This window comes from Pedobacter sp. Hv1 (genome assembly GCF_001412215.1).
In the GTDB taxonomy this organism is placed as follows: Bacteria; Bacteroidota; Bacteroidia; order Sphingobacteriales; family Sphingobacteriaceae; genus Pedobacter.
In genome coordinates this window covers 194003-210968 of the sequence record NZ_LLWP01000001.1, presented here as the reverse complement: position 1 = coordinate 210968, position 16966 = coordinate 194003, and the positions used below count along the sequence as shown (strand labels likewise).

General features: G+C 37.2%; 15 protein-coding genes. 9 read left to right on the top strand and 6 right to left on the bottom strand.

All coding sequences use genetic code 11. The features are described from left to right. Window positions 1-3: 3 nt before the first annotated feature. Complete coding sequence (locus AQF98_RS01060; RefSeq protein WP_082434864.1) at window positions 4-1392, bottom strand: S41 family peptidase; 1389 nt, start codon at window positions 1390-1392, stop codon at window positions 4-6. Window positions 1393-1507: 115 nt separating this feature from the next. Here AQF98_RS01060 and AQF98_RS01055 point away from each other — a divergent pair, with 115 nt between their 5' ends. Together AQF98_RS01055 and AQF98_RS01050 are read left to right on the top strand one after the other, a co-directional pair. After that, window positions 1508-1864, top strand: a complete 357-nt coding sequence (locus AQF98_RS01055) for a DUF4180 domain-containing protein (RefSeq protein WP_055130062.1) — start codon at window positions 1508-1510, stop codon at window positions 1862-1864. A 44-nt stretch (window positions 1865-1908) separates the two neighbouring features. Then, window positions 1909-2238 (top strand): TfoX/Sxy family protein, encoded by a 330-nt coding sequence (locus tag AQF98_RS01050; RefSeq protein WP_055130061.1) that lies wholly within the window; start codon window positions 1909-1911, stop codon window positions 2236-2238. A 46-nt stretch (window positions 2239-2284) separates the two neighbouring features. On the opposite strand, the gene AQF98_RS01045 is transcribed toward AQF98_RS01050, so the two are convergent. Further along, on the bottom strand, window positions 2285-2968 hold the full coding sequence (locus tag AQF98_RS01045; protein WP_055130060.1) for an ankyrin repeat domain-containing protein: 684 nt from the start codon (window positions 2966-2968) through the stop codon (window positions 2285-2287). A 309-nt stretch (window positions 2969-3277) separates the two neighbouring features. Between AQF98_RS01045 and AQF98_RS01040 the strand changes: the two genes are divergently transcribed. Continuing rightward, complete coding sequence (locus AQF98_RS01040; RefSeq protein WP_055130059.1) at window positions 3278-3964, top strand: hypothetical protein; 687 nt, start codon at window positions 3278-3280, stop codon at window positions 3962-3964. Window positions 3965-4039: 75 nt separating this feature from the next. Here the strand turns inward: AQF98_RS01040 and AQF98_RS01035 are convergent, their stop codons facing one another. Genes AQF98_RS01035 through AQF98_RS01025 form a run of 3 tightly spaced genes read right to left on the bottom strand, consistent with a single transcriptional unit; the run spans window position 4040 to window position 7599 of the window. Continuing rightward, window positions 4040-4702 (bottom strand): family 16 glycoside hydrolase, encoded by a 663-nt coding sequence (locus AQF98_RS01035; protein ID WP_055130058.1) that lies wholly within the window; start codon window positions 4700-4702, stop codon window positions 4040-4042. Between the two features lie 2 nt (window positions 4703-4704). Next, a complete protein-coding gene (locus AQF98_RS01030; RefSeq protein WP_161805833.1) occupies window positions 4705-6684 on the bottom strand; it encodes an alkaline phosphatase family protein in 1980 nt (659 codons plus the stop codon). Between the two features lie 39 nt (window positions 6685-6723). Further along, window positions 6724-7599: an AraC family transcriptional regulator gene (locus AQF98_RS01025; protein WP_055130056.1), complete on the bottom strand. Its 876-nt coding sequence runs from the start codon at window positions 7597-7599 to the stop codon at window positions 6724-6726. 644 nt (window positions 7600-8243) lie between these two features. Here AQF98_RS01025 and AQF98_RS01020 point away from each other — a divergent pair. The 5 genes from AQF98_RS01020 to AQF98_RS01000 are packed head-to-tail and all read left to right on the top strand — an operon-like array spanning window position 8244 to window position 13382. Next, window positions 8244-8810, top strand: coding sequence for a glucose-6-phosphate isomerase family protein (locus AQF98_RS01020; protein WP_055130055.1), 567 nt, complete (start codon window positions 8244-8246; stop codon window positions 8808-8810). Continuing rightward, window positions 8807-9757 (top strand): ROK family protein, encoded by a 951-nt coding sequence (locus AQF98_RS01015; RefSeq protein ID WP_055130054.1) that lies wholly within the window; start codon window positions 8807-8809, stop codon window positions 9755-9757. Before AQF98_RS01020 ends, AQF98_RS01015 begins: the two co-directional genes overlap by 4 nt. Beyond that, the gene (locus AQF98_RS01010; protein WP_055130053.1) at window positions 9741-11525 is read left to right on the top strand and encodes a class I mannose-6-phosphate isomerase; all 1785 of its coding nucleotides are present in this window, start codon (window positions 9741-9743) and stop codon (window positions 11523-11525) included. The genes AQF98_RS01015 and AQF98_RS01010 overlap by 17 nt, the downstream gene beginning before the upstream one ends. A gap of 51 nt (window positions 11526-11576) precedes the next feature. Beyond that, window positions 11577-11957 carry a phosphomannose isomerase type II C-terminal cupin domain gene (locus AQF98_RS01005; RefSeq protein WP_055130052.1) on the top strand — a complete coding sequence of 127 codons (381 nt, stop codon included), beginning with the start codon at window positions 11577-11579 and terminating at the stop codon, window positions 11955-11957. 45 nt (window positions 11958-12002) lie between these two features. Beyond that, a complete protein-coding gene (locus AQF98_RS01000) occupies window positions 12003-13382 on the top strand; it encodes a sugar porter family MFS transporter (protein WP_235524155.1) in 1380 nt (459 codons plus the stop codon). Window positions 13383-13389: 7 nt separating this feature from the next. Here the strand turns inward: AQF98_RS01000 and AQF98_RS00995 are convergent, their stop codons facing one another. After that, window positions 13390-14286 (bottom strand): AraC family transcriptional regulator, encoded by an 897-nt coding sequence (locus AQF98_RS00995; RefSeq protein WP_055130050.1) that lies wholly within the window; start codon window positions 14284-14286, stop codon window positions 13390-13392. A 296-nt stretch (window positions 14287-14582) separates the two neighbouring features. Here AQF98_RS00995 and AQF98_RS00990 point away from each other — a divergent pair, with 296 nt between their 5' ends. After that, window positions 14583-16961 carry a hypothetical protein gene (locus AQF98_RS00990; RefSeq protein ID WP_152969602.1) on the top strand — a complete coding sequence of 793 codons (2379 nt, stop codon included), beginning with the start codon at window positions 14583-14585 and terminating at the stop codon, window positions 16959-16961. Window positions 16962-16966: the final 5 nt, after the last annotated feature.

Below are 16966 nucleotides of genomic sequence, written 5' to 3'. Positions count from 1 at the left end.
ATTTCATCTTGGCTTTAGGCTTTTCACAATCCTATCTACCCATTCATAATCTGGATATAAACTTAAATCTATATCTGGCTGTATTCCCTTTTTGTCAATTGGATTTTCATCTACCCAAAAAGATTTTGTAGTAGGGCGTAGGTATCCATAACCCTTACATGTTAGTTTCTCTGGGCCATATAATTCGCTATAATCTAAAGTGCCGGCGGTATGGCGTCCGTATACTTTAACCTTGCTGCTTGGTTTAACCAACATTAAAAGATATTCTGTACTACTGGCACAGTTTTCATTGGTAATGATACTTACCGTTTCGGGATAGGTATAACTTTCTTTTAATTTTAACCTTAGTGAATCTCTTTGTACAAATCCTCCAGGTTGAGCCATGAGTTTAGGCAATAACGTTTGATGAAGCGTTGAACCTTCTTGGGCAGACTGCTGGTACCTTTTAATCATTTGAGGGCTAGCATACACATAATCTCCAGGTAAGGTGAGGGGTTTGTTGTAGGTAAACCTTGTTAAAAAACCAAAGGAGCTATTTCCACCTTGATTATTCCTCAGGTCGATAATTAAATGTTTGGTTTTGTTGGCCTTAAGTTCTGGTAAAATCTGATGAACGATGAGTGAATCGAATTTTGCTGCTACCATATTAAACTCAGGAATGCCAATGTAATAAATGTCTGAAGAAATAGCTTTGTGTTTAAACTTGTTATTGTAGGCGTACTCAGAAAGTACCAGTGGTTTGTTTTGCTGTTTAGCAATTACTTTTTGCCAAACCCCATTGGGTTCAATGAACAGGTTTTTTAACCTGCGGCCATGAAGCAGATCTGTTGTTAATGCCCCAGTATATTTTCTGATCCTGAATTCGTTGGTATTGCCATACAAATCGAAATAGATATTCCCATTTTGAAGGGTGGTGTCTTTAGTTTGAAAAATATAGGCTCTGTAAATAGGGGTTTTGTTTACTGTTGATGCAATGATTTGAACCGTAAGCGAATCGCTAACTCTACGCCAAGTACCTATCAATTGATCTTGGTTAGGAAGAGATTCTTTACGTTTTAGTAAACCTAAATTGGGGATTTGTTGCGGTTGCGATTTCCAGTCGGTAAAAATAAGGTGGTTATCCTTAAAAAAATCTAAATAGCTTTCTATGATATAAAAACATTTTACCCGATCTGTTGTAGCCAATGCTTTGGTTAAGGTAGCTTGCTTAAGGGCTGTATAGCTGGCCAAGTTTTTACCCTTTACCTTCAGTTGATAACCGGGGTAATTGGTTGCTACATCTGTAATTACCTCTTTCAGTGTGGTAGCGCAATTGCAATCATTCTTTTCTTGCGCAAGTGTGGGCAAATAAAAACTCAACAAAAGAAGTATACAGGTTAATATTTTAGTCATGCGCAATTGGTTTATCACAAGACGATCGAAACCTGAAAATAGTTGCTTTTAAGTAATAAAATGATCACAGGTTTAATGCAATTTGTACCTTAGCAATTATTCAAAATTGTAAACCATGCAGATCCAAAGCCATCACATCAACAACATCGAAATTGCAGAAATAATTTCAGATAAGATCATCATCGAAAATGCCGAAGATGCTCTAGATTTGTTAGGTAATATCTACTATCAAGGTTTCGATAGGATGATTGTTCATGAAAAAAACATTACACCTAATTTTTTTGATTTAAAGAATAAAATGGCTGGAGAAATTCTTCAAAAATTTTCTAATTATCGGGTTCGTTTGGCCATCATTGGCGATTTCTCGAAATTCACCAGCAAAAGCTTGCATGATTTTATTTACGAAAGCAATAACGGAAAACAAGTTAATTTTTTGAGTTCTGTTAATGATGCATTGGCTGCTTTAAAATAGAAAGCCTTAACAGCCCAATTTATAACCCAATTAAACTAAATAGTATGGCCTCCGACCAAAAATTTGTAGATTTTGTTTTAGAACAGATTGAAAATGCAGGAGAAATAACTGCTAAGAAAATGTTTGGCGAATATGGCATTTATGCAGAGGGAAAAATATTTGGCCTAGTTTGCGATAATCAACTATTTATTAAACCCACCACAGCAGGCCGAGCATTTATTGGCAATGTTGTTGAAGCCCCACCATACCCAAGTGCCAAACCAAGTTTTTTAATTGAAGACAAAATTGAAGATAGGCAATGGTTAAGTGAGTTGGTAAGGGTCACTGTAAAAGAGCTGCCAGAGGCTAAAGTGAAGAAGAAGAAGAAAGGGTGATCGGGTGGGGTCTTTTCATAATTAAAATGTTGGTTGTCAATTCAAATCATTTTTTAGACGATTTGAATAGGTTTAGCAAACCTCCTGTTAATTTTGTTAAACCACTGTTAGCAGCTGGCGGGCTTTGTAAAAGATTATATTTCTCCATGCTGTAACTTTTAATTTGTTCAATTACATTGGTTCTGTTTTCAGCACTTTGAATAGTATAAGCACCAGCATTAATCAAAGCCATTGAAACTCTTCTCAATTGGTTAATGATGGCTTCATTTTCATTAAAATTTGGATGATGGATCATTTGCCTAGCATCAAGACACCATCTGTTTAAACAATTATTGCCATAACTGTCTGTAGCATTTGGGTTAGCCCCATTTTTTAACAGAAGTATCAACAGTTCAAATGCCTGCTCAAATTTGTTTTGATCTGCCTGTATGGTTAAGCAATTAAAAACAACGGCTCTTATACAATCATGAAGCATTGGTGCCGTCCATTCGTTAATTACTGAGCTTTCTTTAAAATTAACATCAGCTCCCTTTTTAATTAGAAATTCGCATATCTCGAACTGGCCAGCTCTAAAGGCCACTTGCAATGCCGATTGCCCATCGTCCATTTTTGGAGGAGCAAAATTGGTAACAGCTAAATAAGCATGATCTAGTGCTATGCTTTGCTCAATAGTTTTAAAATCTCCGGCACGTATCGCTTTAAAAAATGCTTTAATGTCTTTTTTAAGCATGGTAATTAAAATGGTTTAAACAAATAAGTAACATGTATTGGCTAAGGTGCAGATGCGCCACTAACACTCAAATATATTAAAGAGATATTAATATAAAAACGATTATTGATGAAGCTTTAGTTACCTTAAATAATCTATAAACCGTAGGAATTAAAGAATGAACAAACTCAATCAACTTTCATTGAGTTAGAAATATTTCATAAAATTTTAACATTAAAAAGCTGAAACACCAAATCGGTTTATTGTATTTTAGCAGTAAATTTAGTCGCCGATTTAGCTATTTATATTGGTAGGTAATGAAGTGTTTACATGAATTATTTTCAATTTAAAATTAACATGCGTTGCCTATCCATTTTTATTATTCTTCTTGGCTGCACTAAGATTGCCGTTGCTCAGTTCTCGATTACAAATTGGGCTGCAGGTGCTTATTATGATACGAAAGGAATTAAACATGCTGGATTGCTGACATGGAAAGCCCCTGACCAAGATACAGAGGTTCCAGAAAGTGCTATTTATTTTAAGGCAAGGGCACAATCAAACGAAATTAAAATTCCTGCCATTGAGGTGTCTCGTTTTGTAGTTGAGCGAGACAAGTTTGATGATCTTGATAGTTTCATTGTATCTAAAAACCTATTGTTTAGCCGTAAACCTATAATAGAAGTAATTGTTTGCCGAAATGCTATAAAGCTTTATAGAAGCATTGTTTTTGTGATGAGTAAAGCCGTAAGATGGTCGGATGGGAGGATAACTCCAGCTTATAAGGTATTGCAGTTCGATTACTATTTTGGCCCCGATGATGAACACCTTACCCAGCTTGATGATCGTAACTTTGAGCAGATGATGCCAATCATCATGTCTGATAATGTAGAGGCAATAACCATGGTTAAAAATAAAGAGGTGGATTTTAAAGATATCACTACACTAATACATGCCTATAAACATAATGGTCTGCCACCAGTATCTGCACCTGCTCCGCTAAAAAAAACTGGACAATAATACTGCCCCATGGTTCATGCCTACACGAACCATAGGGTCATTGTACAAAGTACAGCCGTGAAATTGTCACGCTTTTTAATGATAGGTAATTTGTAGGGTTTTAAAATTTCCACCACTACTGTCGGCGGTAAATAATCCTATTTTACCAACCTTTCGCTTGTTCAATTTTTCTACCGTTAACGACGGTATTACAGCATTGTTAATGTAGACTTTAACAGTGGTGTTGTCAATTACTAATTTCATAGTAAACCAGTGGTTAGGATTGGGTGGGTTGATGATTGATTTCTCAAAAACTGCATTTCTTTCGTTCCTTAATTTTTCCCAAGTAAAATCGGGATGTGAAATATATTGCACCGCATGAACCCTCCGTACAGAGTCTTTAGCAAAAAAATTAAACGGGCGACAGTAAACGGCATCATAGGTAGTATCGTCTATACCGTGAAATGCAAGCCCGATAAAACTTCGTTGAAAAACATCTTTTCCTCTCATTTCAACTTCAATAGTGCCATTTTTAAAGTCTTTTACAGGTAGCCATACAATACCTTCCTTTTTATCCTCAGAAATTTTTAGATAGGCTTCGCCATCATTAGTAACGATGCTGATGTTTTTATTCGTAGCCTTTAACTTTCCCTGTTGATAAAGGTTGGAAAGTTTGAGCGTTTGTTGTTTTTGCCCAAATAAAAAACAGGGCAACAACACTAAAATGATGCAATAAAGAAATTTTGATTTTCTTTTCATAATTAAAATGCACTTTTCTCTTTGGTATCTTTAGGTGGTGCTATGCCTAATAATTTAGAAACGGTTGATGCTATTTGGATAGACAAGACACTTTTCAGTTTTCTTGTGGGTACATTGGGCCCTATGGCATAAAAGATAGATTGGCCTTCGCGAATGCTCGATAAACTTCCATGAACCGCTCTGCCTGTTTCATTCATGGTTCCATTTAAGAGGAAGTTTTTGGTAGCCTGGTTTTGATGTGCAAACATTGCCGGATCAAATGAGTTTTGCACTAAATAATTCACATCAGGCAGATACCTGTCAGAAATGGCATAGCCAACCTTACAGCTTACAAACAAATCTCCAGAATAATCTTTATGATACAAGCCAAGGCGTTTTTGCTCTTGCTGATTGGCCACTATTTCAAAAATTGGTTCGCCGGTAACAGAATCTTTGAGCAATTGAAGGCTTTGGCTCAGGCGCTTGATGTACGAAGGGAGGCTTTGGACTCCAATTTTTTCTTTATTAATGTAAATATGGGCAGAGGTGCCGCTAGAAATGCCTTCCAATTCTGACTTTGAGACATTAAATCCCTGTTTCTCCAAATAATTATTGATCAACAAATTGGTATGGATGGGGATCATGCCATGGTCTGAGAAAATGACAAAGTTCGTTTCGGGTGGGGCAGCATCCATAATCTCTAGCAAATAACGATCAATAGTCTGAAACCATTTTTCGATATAGCCAGCATATCTGGCAGGTCTCTTACCATTTTCTGCAGTATAATCAATTTGCCGAGGGTCGGTTAAAGTATACCTGTGCTGTACATCATCTAATGTAGAAAAATACCCAAATAATAAATCCCAATTCTCCGTTTTCATCCCAGTGATGATTAAATCTCTGTAATATTTTGCCAACCTGTCAATTTGTTCAAACCAAATTTCTTCACTAATCAAACCAGTAGTCTGTTTCCTGTTTTCGGGTTCACCAGGCCAAAAACCAATGGCTGATTGTATCTTTTGCAGAAAACTAGATGGATAACCAAATATTTCTGCTGGCGCCGACATAAACAGACGGTATTTACCTGCTGCTACATCCTTTTTTAATATCTTAAACGAAACGTTGTATTGTTTTCCATTTTTAACCAAAGCTATTACCGTCCATTGATCTGGAACTACAGCAGCAGCATAACCATTATTGAGATCAGCATCTGTATCAACAATAATTTGGGGTAGGGGGCTTAAGGTATTTGTTCCAGAATTTATGGAGTCTGTTAAATAAATATGTAATGGAATTTTTAAGCCACCAGCAACTTCAAATATAGGTTTTGAAGGGCTTTTGAGGTCTGTTTTTAGTTTTCTGAATACTTTATTGTTCTGGCCTTTAAGAACAGTATCTGTGCTATTCAAATCCAACACCAAAGATGGTCCTGAAATGTTTGGGTACATGTACAAATAGTCGGTTTTCCTTTTGATATCACTGTCATCAAGACCCACGCCACCTAAGGCCATCACTTTTTTTCCTTGCCTCATCGCCGCCTGAAAAATTGTTTCGGCAGCTACGGGTTGTCGAAAAGCCGACAGTGCAGGACTATTTTTACTTTGATTCGCATTACGAAAGCTATTGCCCACTATTCCGGTTTGCGCTGGCGTGGCTCCTGTAAATATCGAAGTATGTGATGGTCCAGTTGACCCAACATTTATAGGTAACATGGTTTCTGCGTAAGCACCATATTTTTTCATTTTTGCAAAAGCACCATTTGCGGGTAGCACACCATTTCGTAAAAACTTGTCTATCAAATAATCTGGTGTGCCGTCAATAGAAATCATCACAACTTTTTTTTGCACTGGCTGTGCAAATAATTTGGTGTTTAATGAAAAAGTGACCAGTAAAAAAAGGCCATAGCTCAAATAAAGAGGCCTATTCATGCCTGCTAAAAGGAAAGTGTTTTGGAGGAAGCTTGACGATAGGTTTCTGCTTGTTTTTGATAAAATTATGCTCATGTACAAAAGTATCATACACGAAATGAAGACAATTACCAATTAGATAACAGAACTACCATTTTGATAAGCGTTTCTGAATTCTTTGGGCGAGACCCCAGTTTGGGTTTTGAAAAAACGCGTTAAATGATTGGCTTCAGAGAATTGTAATTGGTACGAAATTTCATTGATGTTGAGCTTGGTATACAATAGCTGCGATTTAATTTCAAAGAGAATAAATTCATTTACCATTTCTGAAACAGTAATGCCAAACTGTTTTTTGATGCATTTATTTAAAGTTATTCTGCTAATGCCTAACCTTTGTGCATAATAATCAATATTCCTTATTTTGGTAACTTCATGTTGTAGCAGCTCCTTAAACATAAATGCAATACCATTATTTTGTGTTTCTGACGATAGCAGATATTGTTCGGCGTAAACTCTATTCAATTTGATTAAAATGAAATAGAGCAAAGCTCTTATCAGATGTTCGCTATCAGATTTAAATGCTTTGATTTCATTTATTAATTCTTGAATGGTGTTTTGTAACTGTATAAATAAACCATCATTAACCTTTATAAAAAGCGGTTTAGTTTTATTGTAGAAAAATTGTAACCGGAACGAGAACAACTTATCAGAAAAAAAATTGGATAGAAAGCTGTCTTGGAAAAATAAGAAATAGGAATCGACGTCTTCTTTGTTTAAAAACCATTTTCTTTTCTGAAATGGAGAAATAAAGATGATGGTGTTGTCACTAATTTCAATTCTTTGCTGATCAAGTTCTAAATAGCCGTTCCCTTTGGCGAAGAATATAAGCTCGTAAAAATCTGTATCGTGAAGTTCACTTTCAAAAAAATAATTGGTGATGTCTTTATAAGTACCTATATCTATCAAGAGCTCTACGCCATACTTGTTTTTTAGGAATTTAAATGTCCTCATTTTTACCCCGTTTATAGTTGATCATTGTGGCTAAAGTTAAAAATTAAAAACAAATCATGTCGCCATCCATTTAGTGATTAATCTCTTAATGTTTACTCTTTTTTTAACATTAAGAAGTTAAGCTTCATGTGTCTCCATTTTAACCATCTTAGACACCTAAGTTAAGCTAAGCGATTGCCTCTTTCTATCTTAATGCCTTCATGTTTAATGTTGTTAACCACAAAGATCACCAAGTTGTTTTTTTACCATCTAAGGTTTTCTTAAGTTACTAAGATGGTGAATAATTAGAGACCTATTTCTTAATGCCTTCATGTTTAATCTTATTAACCGCAAAGACACAAAGCTCACAAAGTTGTTTTTTACCATCTAAACTTTCTTAGATTATTAAGGTGGTGAATAATTGCGTATAAAAGATTTTTTTGATATTCTTTTAGCTAAAATTTATTGAAGGAAAAGGAAAACAGATTCTAATATTGAAGGTAATAAAGCACAGATAAGATTTTATCTCTTAAAAATCTCTTTTGCAAAAATACCATACAAAATAGAAGATAAACCGAATTTCTTTTTTATAAAGCGCCTATATTTTTGCAAGTGATGGTAATTATTTCCGATAGATTATCAAAGCACAATAGAAAATAAGGTAAATGAATTCGCAACTTCCTCAACTATTTAAAGAGAATATATTACAAGGTACAACTATTGTACAGAAGCAAACCTATTTGAAGGATCTTAAGGGGTTTTTCTACCACGAAGCAGAAAGGGAGTTGTTGCTGCAAAACCAGTTGGTGTATGAGGTTGATGCCTACTTTCCCGTTAGTGCTGGAACAGAAGGTGGCCTTTTTTTTGGTGTTACCCGTTTGCAACCAGGTATGGTTGGCAATGAGTATTTTATGACACGTGGCCACTTCCATGCAATTGCTAACCGAGCCGAATATTATTGGACAATAGAAGGGCATGGGCAGTTGATATTAATGAACCATGAACGCGAAATCTGTATAGAAGAAATGCAGCCAGGTTCGCTTCACTATATCCCTGGTCATATGGCACACCGTGTGGCAAATACAGGTAACAGTCTGCTTAGTTTTGGTGCATGCTGGCCTGCCGATGCAGGATATGACTACACAACTATAGAAAGTGAAGGTTTCTCTGCCCGGTTGTGTAAGGTAAATGGATTGCCAGTTTTATTAACAGATGAACAACAAGCGCTATGAGTGTGTTGGGCATAGATTTGGGCGGTACCCGAATTAAGATAGGGTTAGTTAGTGCAGGGTGTATCACTAGAGAAAAAATAATTCAGGTTTTGCCAGAGCAAGGTTTGGTTATGCATCTTCCCGTAATTGCACAAGCTGTACATGAAATAATTAGTCATGCTGCAACTGAAAACATAACAGGTATCGGCATTGCTTTTCCAGGAATAGTGGATTCGCTGAACAATAAAGTAATAGTAAGTACTGGGAAATATGAAGATGCAATCCATGTTGATTTGGTATCATGGGCCGACACAACCTTTGGCCTGCCTTTAAAAATGGAAAATGATGCCCGTATGGCTTGCCTTGGCGAATGGATTTTTGGTGCCGGTAAAAACAGGAAAGATGTAGTAATGTGCACACTGGGAACAGGTTTTGGTAGCTCGGCCATAACAAATGGCCAATTGCTTACCGGAAAAAATTACCAGGCAGGTATTTTGGGAGGGCACTCCATTATAGATTACAAAAACAAAGAACAGATTTGCAGTTGTGGTAGATATGGTTGTGTAGAAAGCATTGCATCGGGTTGGGTAATTAAAGAAGCCATAAAGCGAAGTGGTTTGAAATCTTTAGGTAGCGATGATCAAAGTGAAGTGAATTTGCTCTTTGAACTGGCAGCTTCTGGCAATTCAATAGCAGCACAGTTACTCAAACATTGTGTTGAAGCCTGGGGTGTGGGTATTGTAAACCTTATACATGCCTACGATCCAGAGTTGGTGATTGTTGGTGGAGGCATTTCGCATGCTTGGCCTACGTTAAAACCTTTGTTAGAAACTATTATTTATAAAAAAGTGCTCAGTACTGGAAGCTTACCAGAACTATGTCAAGCAGATTTCCCAGATACAGCTGCGTTGTATGGTGCTTTTTCCTTATTCCAAAAAAGATTTATTCAGAATGAACAGGCAGTATAGACAGGTTTCGAATTACGATAAATTTCCAACCATTAAAATCGACGGTTACCCCAATGCCGGTACAGCTGGGTGGGGGCAAATTAGAGAAATACTCCAAAATAAAATATATGCGGCAGCTACAGGGTCATTGGTGGTGGCCGTAGAATGTTACCCTGGTGTAATTGATGCACACTTGTTGCCAGATCTCATTGATATCTTTCATCCCAGTTTGATTATACAGACAAGTAGCTGCATGAAAGAGGTAAAACAGCTTGATGAGTTACTTTTTTCAGATCTTACTGATGACCGCATATTCGGCTTTATGACACGGCTGGAGCTATCAGATTTTTTTGATGCAGATCTGCTTGCAGCAGCTCGTAAAACGCTTGTGCAACAAGCCACAGGTGTTGTGTTGCTATATGGTGTGGGAGCCACCCTTATGGCAAACCCAGATATTTGTATCTATGCCGATATGCCCCGATGGGAAGCACAACTGCGCTTTAGGCGAAATGAAGTGTCTAATCTGGGGGTAGATAATCTGCGGGAAGATCCAGTAAGGCAATACAAACGTGCCTTTTTTATAGATTGGCGGGTATGCGACCGATGGAAACGTAAAATATTTGAAAAGATTGATTTTTTTCTAGATACCACAAAACCCAATCAAGTAAAGCTGATTGATGGAAATGCCATGCGTATCGGCCTGAAGCAGCTTACCCAACAACCATTTAGGGTAATGCCTTTTTTTGATCCCGGCCCTTGGGGCGGGCAATGGATGAAAGAGGTGTGCGGTTTGGATGAAACCAGCCCAAATTATGCCTGGTGTTTTGATTGTGTGCCCGAAGAAAATAGCCTCTCGTTGCAATTTGGTAACGTAACCACAGAAATACCCGCCATAAATTTGGTGTTTTACCAACCAGAATTATTATTGGGTGCTGCGGTTTATGGGCGTTTTGGTGCAGAATTCCCAATTCGCTTCGATTTTCTAGATACAATGCAGGGTGGAAACCTAAGCCTTCAGGTTCATCCTTTAACCGAATACATCCGCGAAAAGTTTGGCATGTTTTATACGCAGGATGAAAGTTATTATATCCTCGATGCTGGCCCCGAAGCCATAGTTTACCTTGGGTTAAAAAACAATGTGGCTGCCGAGCAGTTGGAACAAGAACTGATCACCTCAGAAACAAGCGGCAAATTTGATGCTGAAAAATTTGTAAAAACATGGCCGGTTCAAAAACATGATCATTTTCTGATTCCTGCGGGTACCATACACTGTTCTGGTGCCAATAGCATGGTACTTGAAGTGAGTGCCACGCCCTATATTTTTACCTTCAAGCTCTGGGATTGGAACAGACTTGGCCTTGATGGTTTGCCACGCCCCATTAATACCCGGCACGGTCTTGCAAATATCCAATGGAACCGCAGTGAAGATTGGGTAGAAAAGAATCTTATAAATCGTATTGAAAAAATTGCTGAGGGCAATGGCTGGTTTGAAGAACGTACCGGCCTACACGAAACCGAATTTATTGAAACCCGCCGTCATTGGTTTACTGAACCGGTTGAACATGATACAGCAGGTACAGTAAATGTGCTTAACCTTATTGAGGGCGAAGAAGTATTGGTAGAAAGCCCAGATGGACATTTCCAACCCTTTACTGTACACTATGCAGAAACCTTTATTGTTCCGGCCAGTGTAGGTCGCTATCGAATTAGCCCACATAGAAGTTGCTCAGAAAAATATGCCACATTAAAAGCATTTGTACGTACAAAAGCATATGTTTTCAAACATTAGCAAACTAAGAAATAAACCAAATCATAAATAAAAGCCTGTAAAATATCTATTATGTTAAACTATGTAACTAAACCTATTCCAGCACAAAAACCTAAATCGGCCTTTGTATCAAGACCATGGGGAAGCTTTGATCAATATGCCTACAATGAAGATTGCACTGTTAGCCTAATGACTGTTCTCCCCGGTCAACGTTTAAGCCTTCAATCGCATACCGGACGGGCTGAGTTATGGATAGTGATTGATGATGGAGCCATTGTACAAGTTGGCACCGATATAAAAGAATATCAAGCTGGTGATGAAGTATGGATACCAGTAAACCAACAACACCGCTTAAGCAATAATAGCAATAAGCCCATACGTGTACTTGAAGTGGCTTTTGGTAACTGGCAACAGGAAGATATACAGCGCTTTGAAGATGATTACGTTCGGTAATTAAATTGATTTTGAACCTTTGTTTTACTAAAAATTGTTTAGCTGATGAAAAACGATCCCTTATCATTTCGACTTAATTTTATCACCCTTACCGTTGCCCTAGGCGGGTTGCTCTTTGGCTTTGATACTGCCGTTATCTCTGGCATTATTGGCCAGGTAAGAGCGCAGTTTTCGCTTAACGTAGTACTTGAAGGTTGGCTGGTAAGCAGTGGTTTGCTAGGATGTATTATAGGTGTAATCATTACCGGATTCATTAGTGATCGTATCGGACGTAAAAAAAGTATTCTTTTTGCAGGTGTGATGTTTTTATTGTCTGCACTTGGTTGTGCCTTTGCCAATAACTTTAATTTTTTGGTGCTGGCTAGACTAGCAGGGGGAATTGGCGTAGGTATGGCCTCAGTCCTTTCGCCTATGTATATCGCAGAATTTGCGCCTGCAAAAAGTCGTGGACGAATGATTGCTTACTACCAACTTGCCATTACAGTAGGTATCTTATTGGCCTATTTTTCAAATGCTTTTTTGGTTTCCATAGCTCACAACAATTTTCAGTCTGAGTGGTTACAGTGGTTCTTTACACAAGAAACATGGCGGCCTATGTTTTTGATGATGGCTATTCCGTCAATCATATTTTTGATTTTGCTATTAAAAATACCCGAAAGCCCACGATGGTTGGTTTTGGTAAACAGAAAAGATGAAGCCCATAAAGTTTTGCATCAAATCCGTACAATTGAAGAGGCTTCTAAAGAAATCGATGATATTAAAAACGACATACACAAAGTTAAAAAACGTATCTCTTTGTTAAATCCAGCTGTAAGACTGCCCTTGCTCATTGGTATGGTTTTGGCCATATTGCAACAGTTTTCTGGTATTAACGCCATCATCTATTATGGGCCAAGTATTTTTGAAACAGCTGGCATTGCCTCCGATAACGCTTTGGCATTTCAGGTAATTATTGGGACAGTAAATTTGCTGTTTACATTTGTGGCCATACGCTATGCCGATAAATTTGGCAGAAAATTTTTACTAAAAACAGGGCTCACCGGTATTGTATTATCTCTTGCCTTATGCGGCCTGTTATTTTATTTAGGGCAAACGAGTGGCTTTCTATTATTGATACTAATGCTGGTGTATATAGCCTGCTTTGCCTTTTCGCTTGGGCCTGTAACCTGGATCATCATCAACGAGGTTTTTAGAACAGAAGTTCGGTTAAAAGGTGTGGCTATCTGTACGTTGGCTTTATGGGTTGCCGTATGGCTGGTAGGGCAGTTTTTCCCCTGGTTACTCCAAAAAGCTGGACCTGCAGTTACTTTCTGGTTGTTTGCTTTTTTCAGTTTAATCAATCTCTTTTTCAGTTGGAGGGTGGTTAAGGAAACCAAAAATAAAACCCTTGAAGAAATGGAGTCGGTTTTTATGTCGCCACACTGAAATTTTTTTACTGTAAAAATGATGAGCCTATAAAATTGCCATTCTTTGTCTTTTTATACTGAAATGGTGTACAACCGACAATTTTTTTAAACTGCTCATAAAAATTTGAAGTATTTTGAAAACCAGATGCATAGCATACCAAACTAATGTTATGATCTACCTCTGTAAGTAATTTTTGGGCATAACTGATACGTAGCTCATTAATAAATTGGACAACAGTTTTATTGGTATGGGCCTTAAAATACCTGCAAAAAGAAGAAGGCGTCATGTAAGCCTTATCGGCAATATCTTTTAGTGCAATAGTGTTGCGGTAATTGTTCAGGATATAGTTCATTACATCGCTCAACCTTCTTTGGTCGCTCTCAGAATAATCCATTTTATACTGCAAGCTTGTTAAATAATAAAAATCCGTAGATTTTGAAAGATCATCAAGTATATCCATAAAAGCCATAAAACGGTTAATGTCTTTTAACCCATATGCTTTTATCAGCTTATCTCCAATACGGGAGGCGGTTTTTCCGGTAAAGCGAATGCCCCTTTGTGCTCTCTGAATTAGTTCGCCAATTTTTTTGAATTCTGTTAGCTCGAAAAATGACTTACCAAAGCTATCTTCCCTAAACAATGCTACCTTGGCAATAGCTTGAAGTTTCGTTTCACTATCATAATGTTTCGGACCACTTTTCCAACAATGGGGAAGATTAGCACCCACCAGAACCACATCTCCAGCCTCATACTGCTCTATGCTATCGCCAACAAATCTTGTTCCTTCTCCCTTCACAATATGCATCAGTTCAATTTCTGGATGGGTATGCCATGGAACTATAAAATAAGGTCTATAAACTTTTAAAATGCTGTAAGACTGCTCGTTGTGTGCATATATATGCTGAAAAATAGGTTGTGTCATTTTTTAAATTATTATCTTAAATATACTAAATGGAAGCTATTTCTGATAAAAAAGCATATAAATTGGTAAAGAAAATATACATATAGTTTAAGTTTCCCTAATACTTTTGAATTAAACTTGTTTAAGGCCATTGTTAGGTCTTGGGTCTGGTTTCAAAAGAATATTGCTTTAACACCTTGTTGGGTTTAAGATATTTAACATACTTGAGAGGATGTTTTTGCACAAACAGTTACAAATGAATTTTTAGCGTTTTCTGCTGTATTGCCTTAATTAATTTAGTGATCAAAAACTACCAAATGATGAAAAACAAACTACTACCTAATTGCTTATTTGGCTTGATACTGCTATTAAGCTCTCTTCATGGATCGTCCCAACAAACCTTAAAAAATAAGTATTGGGATGTTCAAATTAATGAAAATGGAGAGTTGAAATCACTAGCACAATTTGACCAGCAAACTTGGTTAAAAATACCTGTACAAGAGCAAAACCACAAAGGCTTTTCCTTCTATTATGTTGAAAATAACGGAAATATAAAGAAGGGTAAACCCATCATATTAATCCACAAATCCAATAATATATATGAAGGAAAAATCAATGAAGTAATGCTCTCATTAAAATATGAATTAAGAGGAGATAATTTAGTGGTTACAGCAACCGCTGAAAATAAGGGGAATTTGCCCTTTGCGCCACAAACACTAGGGCTTAAAATGGGTGTCTCTAATTACATGGTTAACTATCCCCAATGGAATAGTATTTATTTTCCTACAATGTTACGTTGTGAAAAGACACATTTTACCGGGTATCTTCAAACTCCTGAAGGTAATACACTTGCCGTAGCTTCTCCAAATGCCATAGCTTCCTACAGTTTAGATTATAACTCTGGTGGCCATCGTATTTATACATTTAATCTGGATCTGATTAACACAGAGCCATTACCGAAAAGACATGCGAAAGAATTATCTTCTTTGGCTCCAGGTGAAAAAAAGAACTGGACTATATATTTAAAAAAGACTAATATCAATAATCTTGCAAAAACGTTATATACTTTAACCAATGCACCATCTTTCGATATCCCTGTAACTGCCTTAACCGAGGGTGAAGATTTTAAATTTACCATTTACGGCAACAAGTTAAACTTATCGGTGCAAACCCCCGATGGGAAAACATTGCCTGTAGTTTTTAAAAACATTGCCGAAAACAAATATGCTGTCAAATATGTGGCCAATCACGGGCCTGGTGTATATACTTTCGAGGCTAAAAATACTTCAGGAAAAATAACCCAGGCAAAAATATCCGTATTAAAGCCCATGAGTTGGTACATGAAACAGGCACGCTTAGCCGTGCTTAAAGATACCCAAAAAGCGAGTTGGAACTGCGAAAACTGGTACGGCTTGTATACCAGTTATCTGGCAGAACAATACTTTCCAGATGCAGCACTGAACCGTGCAGCAAATGAGCGTTTTAATATCGTAATGCCACTTATGTATGATACTGCACATAATTGGAAGCCCATAAAAAATGCAAGCCGCATACAAAACCACACTACAACTATCGGAATTTTGGTAGATAAGTATCTGGCCGAAAAAAATATCAAAGACCTCGAAACAGCTCGATATTTAACAGATTGGATCATTCAAAATGCACAAACCCCTGATGGCGCTTACCGCAATGGGAAAATACATTATACCAGTGTCATCTACATTGCCAAAAGTATAATGGAATTGATGGAGGTAGAAAAAACTTTATCGCACGACAATAATGAATGGGCAAAGGCCTATGAGCGACATTACAATTCGGTAAAAAGAGCCATAGATCAGTTAACTTTAGGTTTTGCTGGTATAGATACCGAAGGAGAACTTACGTTTGAAGATGGGATGATTTCTTGCTCTGCATTGCAAATAGCACAGTTTGCTTTATTACAAAAGGACGAGAAGGCAAAAAATTTTTATATTCAAAAAGCCAAAACCTACCTCGATGCCCACGAGTGTCTCCAACAATTGTTTATCAACGATTCACGAATGCGTAGTGGTACCATGCGTTTTTGGGAAGCGCAATATGATGTACTGATAGGAGCTAATTTGATGAGTTCGCCACATGGGTGGAGCGCTTGGGCAACCTATGCCAACTACTATTTATACCTGCTTACCGGAGAGGAAAAATACTTGGTAAGAACAATAAATGCACTTGGAAGTGGCATGCAATTGGTCGATTTTAAAACAGGAGAACTTAACTGGGCATTTGCCGCCGATCCTTATATCAATAGTATCCAAGCCGAAGATTATCCTGGTACTGGTCCTAATATTTATCATAATAATCAATTTAGCCCTTATGCAATTAAAAACAAACCTATTGTTGTTGGCGAACAATATATACCCATGATTGCAGAAAAGTTCAATGCCAATAGTTCTGACAATGATGTACATGAACAATTCAAGTGTATGGAAGAAGTAGCACTCACTTCGGCATACATCATGGAAAGAAAAGACGGAAGTCTGATCAACTATAATTGTAAAGTAAGCAGAAAGGGGAATACGTTAACAATAGAACCAAATGAAAAAATAATTTCAAAAATTCATTTTAACCTGACTAAAAATACAGAAGTAAAAGTGTTATGGGCTGGAAATAAAACAAAAGTTGACAAAGTTAGCAAAGGAATGAGCTGGTTGAAACGATAAAGAAA

Bases quoted from the DNA above. Each gene is read 5' to 3' on its own strand.
- AQF98_RS01060 (WP_082434864.1), bottom strand. From the start codon at position 1,392: ATGACTAAAATATTAACCTGTATACTTCTTTTGTTGAGTTTTTATTTG.
- AQF98_RS01055 (WP_055130062.1), top strand. From the start codon at position 1,508: ATGCAGATCCAAAGCCATCACATCAACAACATCGAAATTGCAGAAATA.
- AQF98_RS01050 (WP_055130061.1), top strand. From the start codon at position 1,909: ATGGCCTCCGACCAAAAATTTGTAGATTTTGTTTTAGAACAGATTGAA.
- AQF98_RS01045 (WP_055130060.1), bottom strand. From the start codon at position 2,968: ATGCTTAAAAAAGACATTAAAGCATTTTTTAAAGCGATACGTGCCGGA.
- AQF98_RS01040 (WP_055130059.1), top strand. From the start codon at position 3,278: ATGAATTATTTTCAATTTAAAATTAACATGCGTTGCCTATCCATTTTT.
- AQF98_RS01035 (WP_055130058.1), bottom strand. From the start codon at position 4,702: ATGAAAAGAAAATCAAAATTTCTTTATTGCATCATTTTAGTGTTGTTG.
- AQF98_RS01030 (WP_161805833.1), bottom strand. From the start codon at position 6,684: ATGAGCATAATTTTATCAAAAACAAGCAGAAACCTATCGTCAAGCTTC.
- AQF98_RS01025 (WP_055130056.1), bottom strand. From the start codon at position 7,599: ATGAGGACATTTAAATTCCTAAAAAACAAGTATGGCGTAGAGCTCTTG.
- AQF98_RS01020 (WP_055130055.1), top strand. From the start codon at position 8,244: ATGAATTCGCAACTTCCTCAACTATTTAAAGAGAATATATTACAAGGT.
- AQF98_RS01015 (WP_055130054.1), top strand. From the start codon at position 8,807: ATGAGTGTGTTGGGCATAGATTTGGGCGGTACCCGAATTAAGATAGGG.
- AQF98_RS01010 (WP_055130053.1), top strand. From the start codon at position 9,741: ATGAACAGGCAGTATAGACAGGTTTCGAATTACGATAAATTTCCAACC.
- AQF98_RS01005 (WP_055130052.1), top strand. From the start codon at position 11,577: ATGTTAAACTATGTAACTAAACCTATTCCAGCACAAAAACCTAAATCG.
- AQF98_RS01000 (WP_235524155.1), top strand. From the start codon at position 12,003: ATGAAAAACGATCCCTTATCATTTCGACTTAATTTTATCACCCTTACC.
- AQF98_RS00995 (WP_055130050.1), bottom strand. From the start codon at position 14,286: ATGACACAACCTATTTTTCAGCATATATATGCACACAACGAGCAGTCT.
- AQF98_RS00990 (WP_152969602.1), top strand. From the start codon at position 14,583: ATGATGAAAAACAAACTACTACCTAATTGCTTATTTGGCTTGATACTG.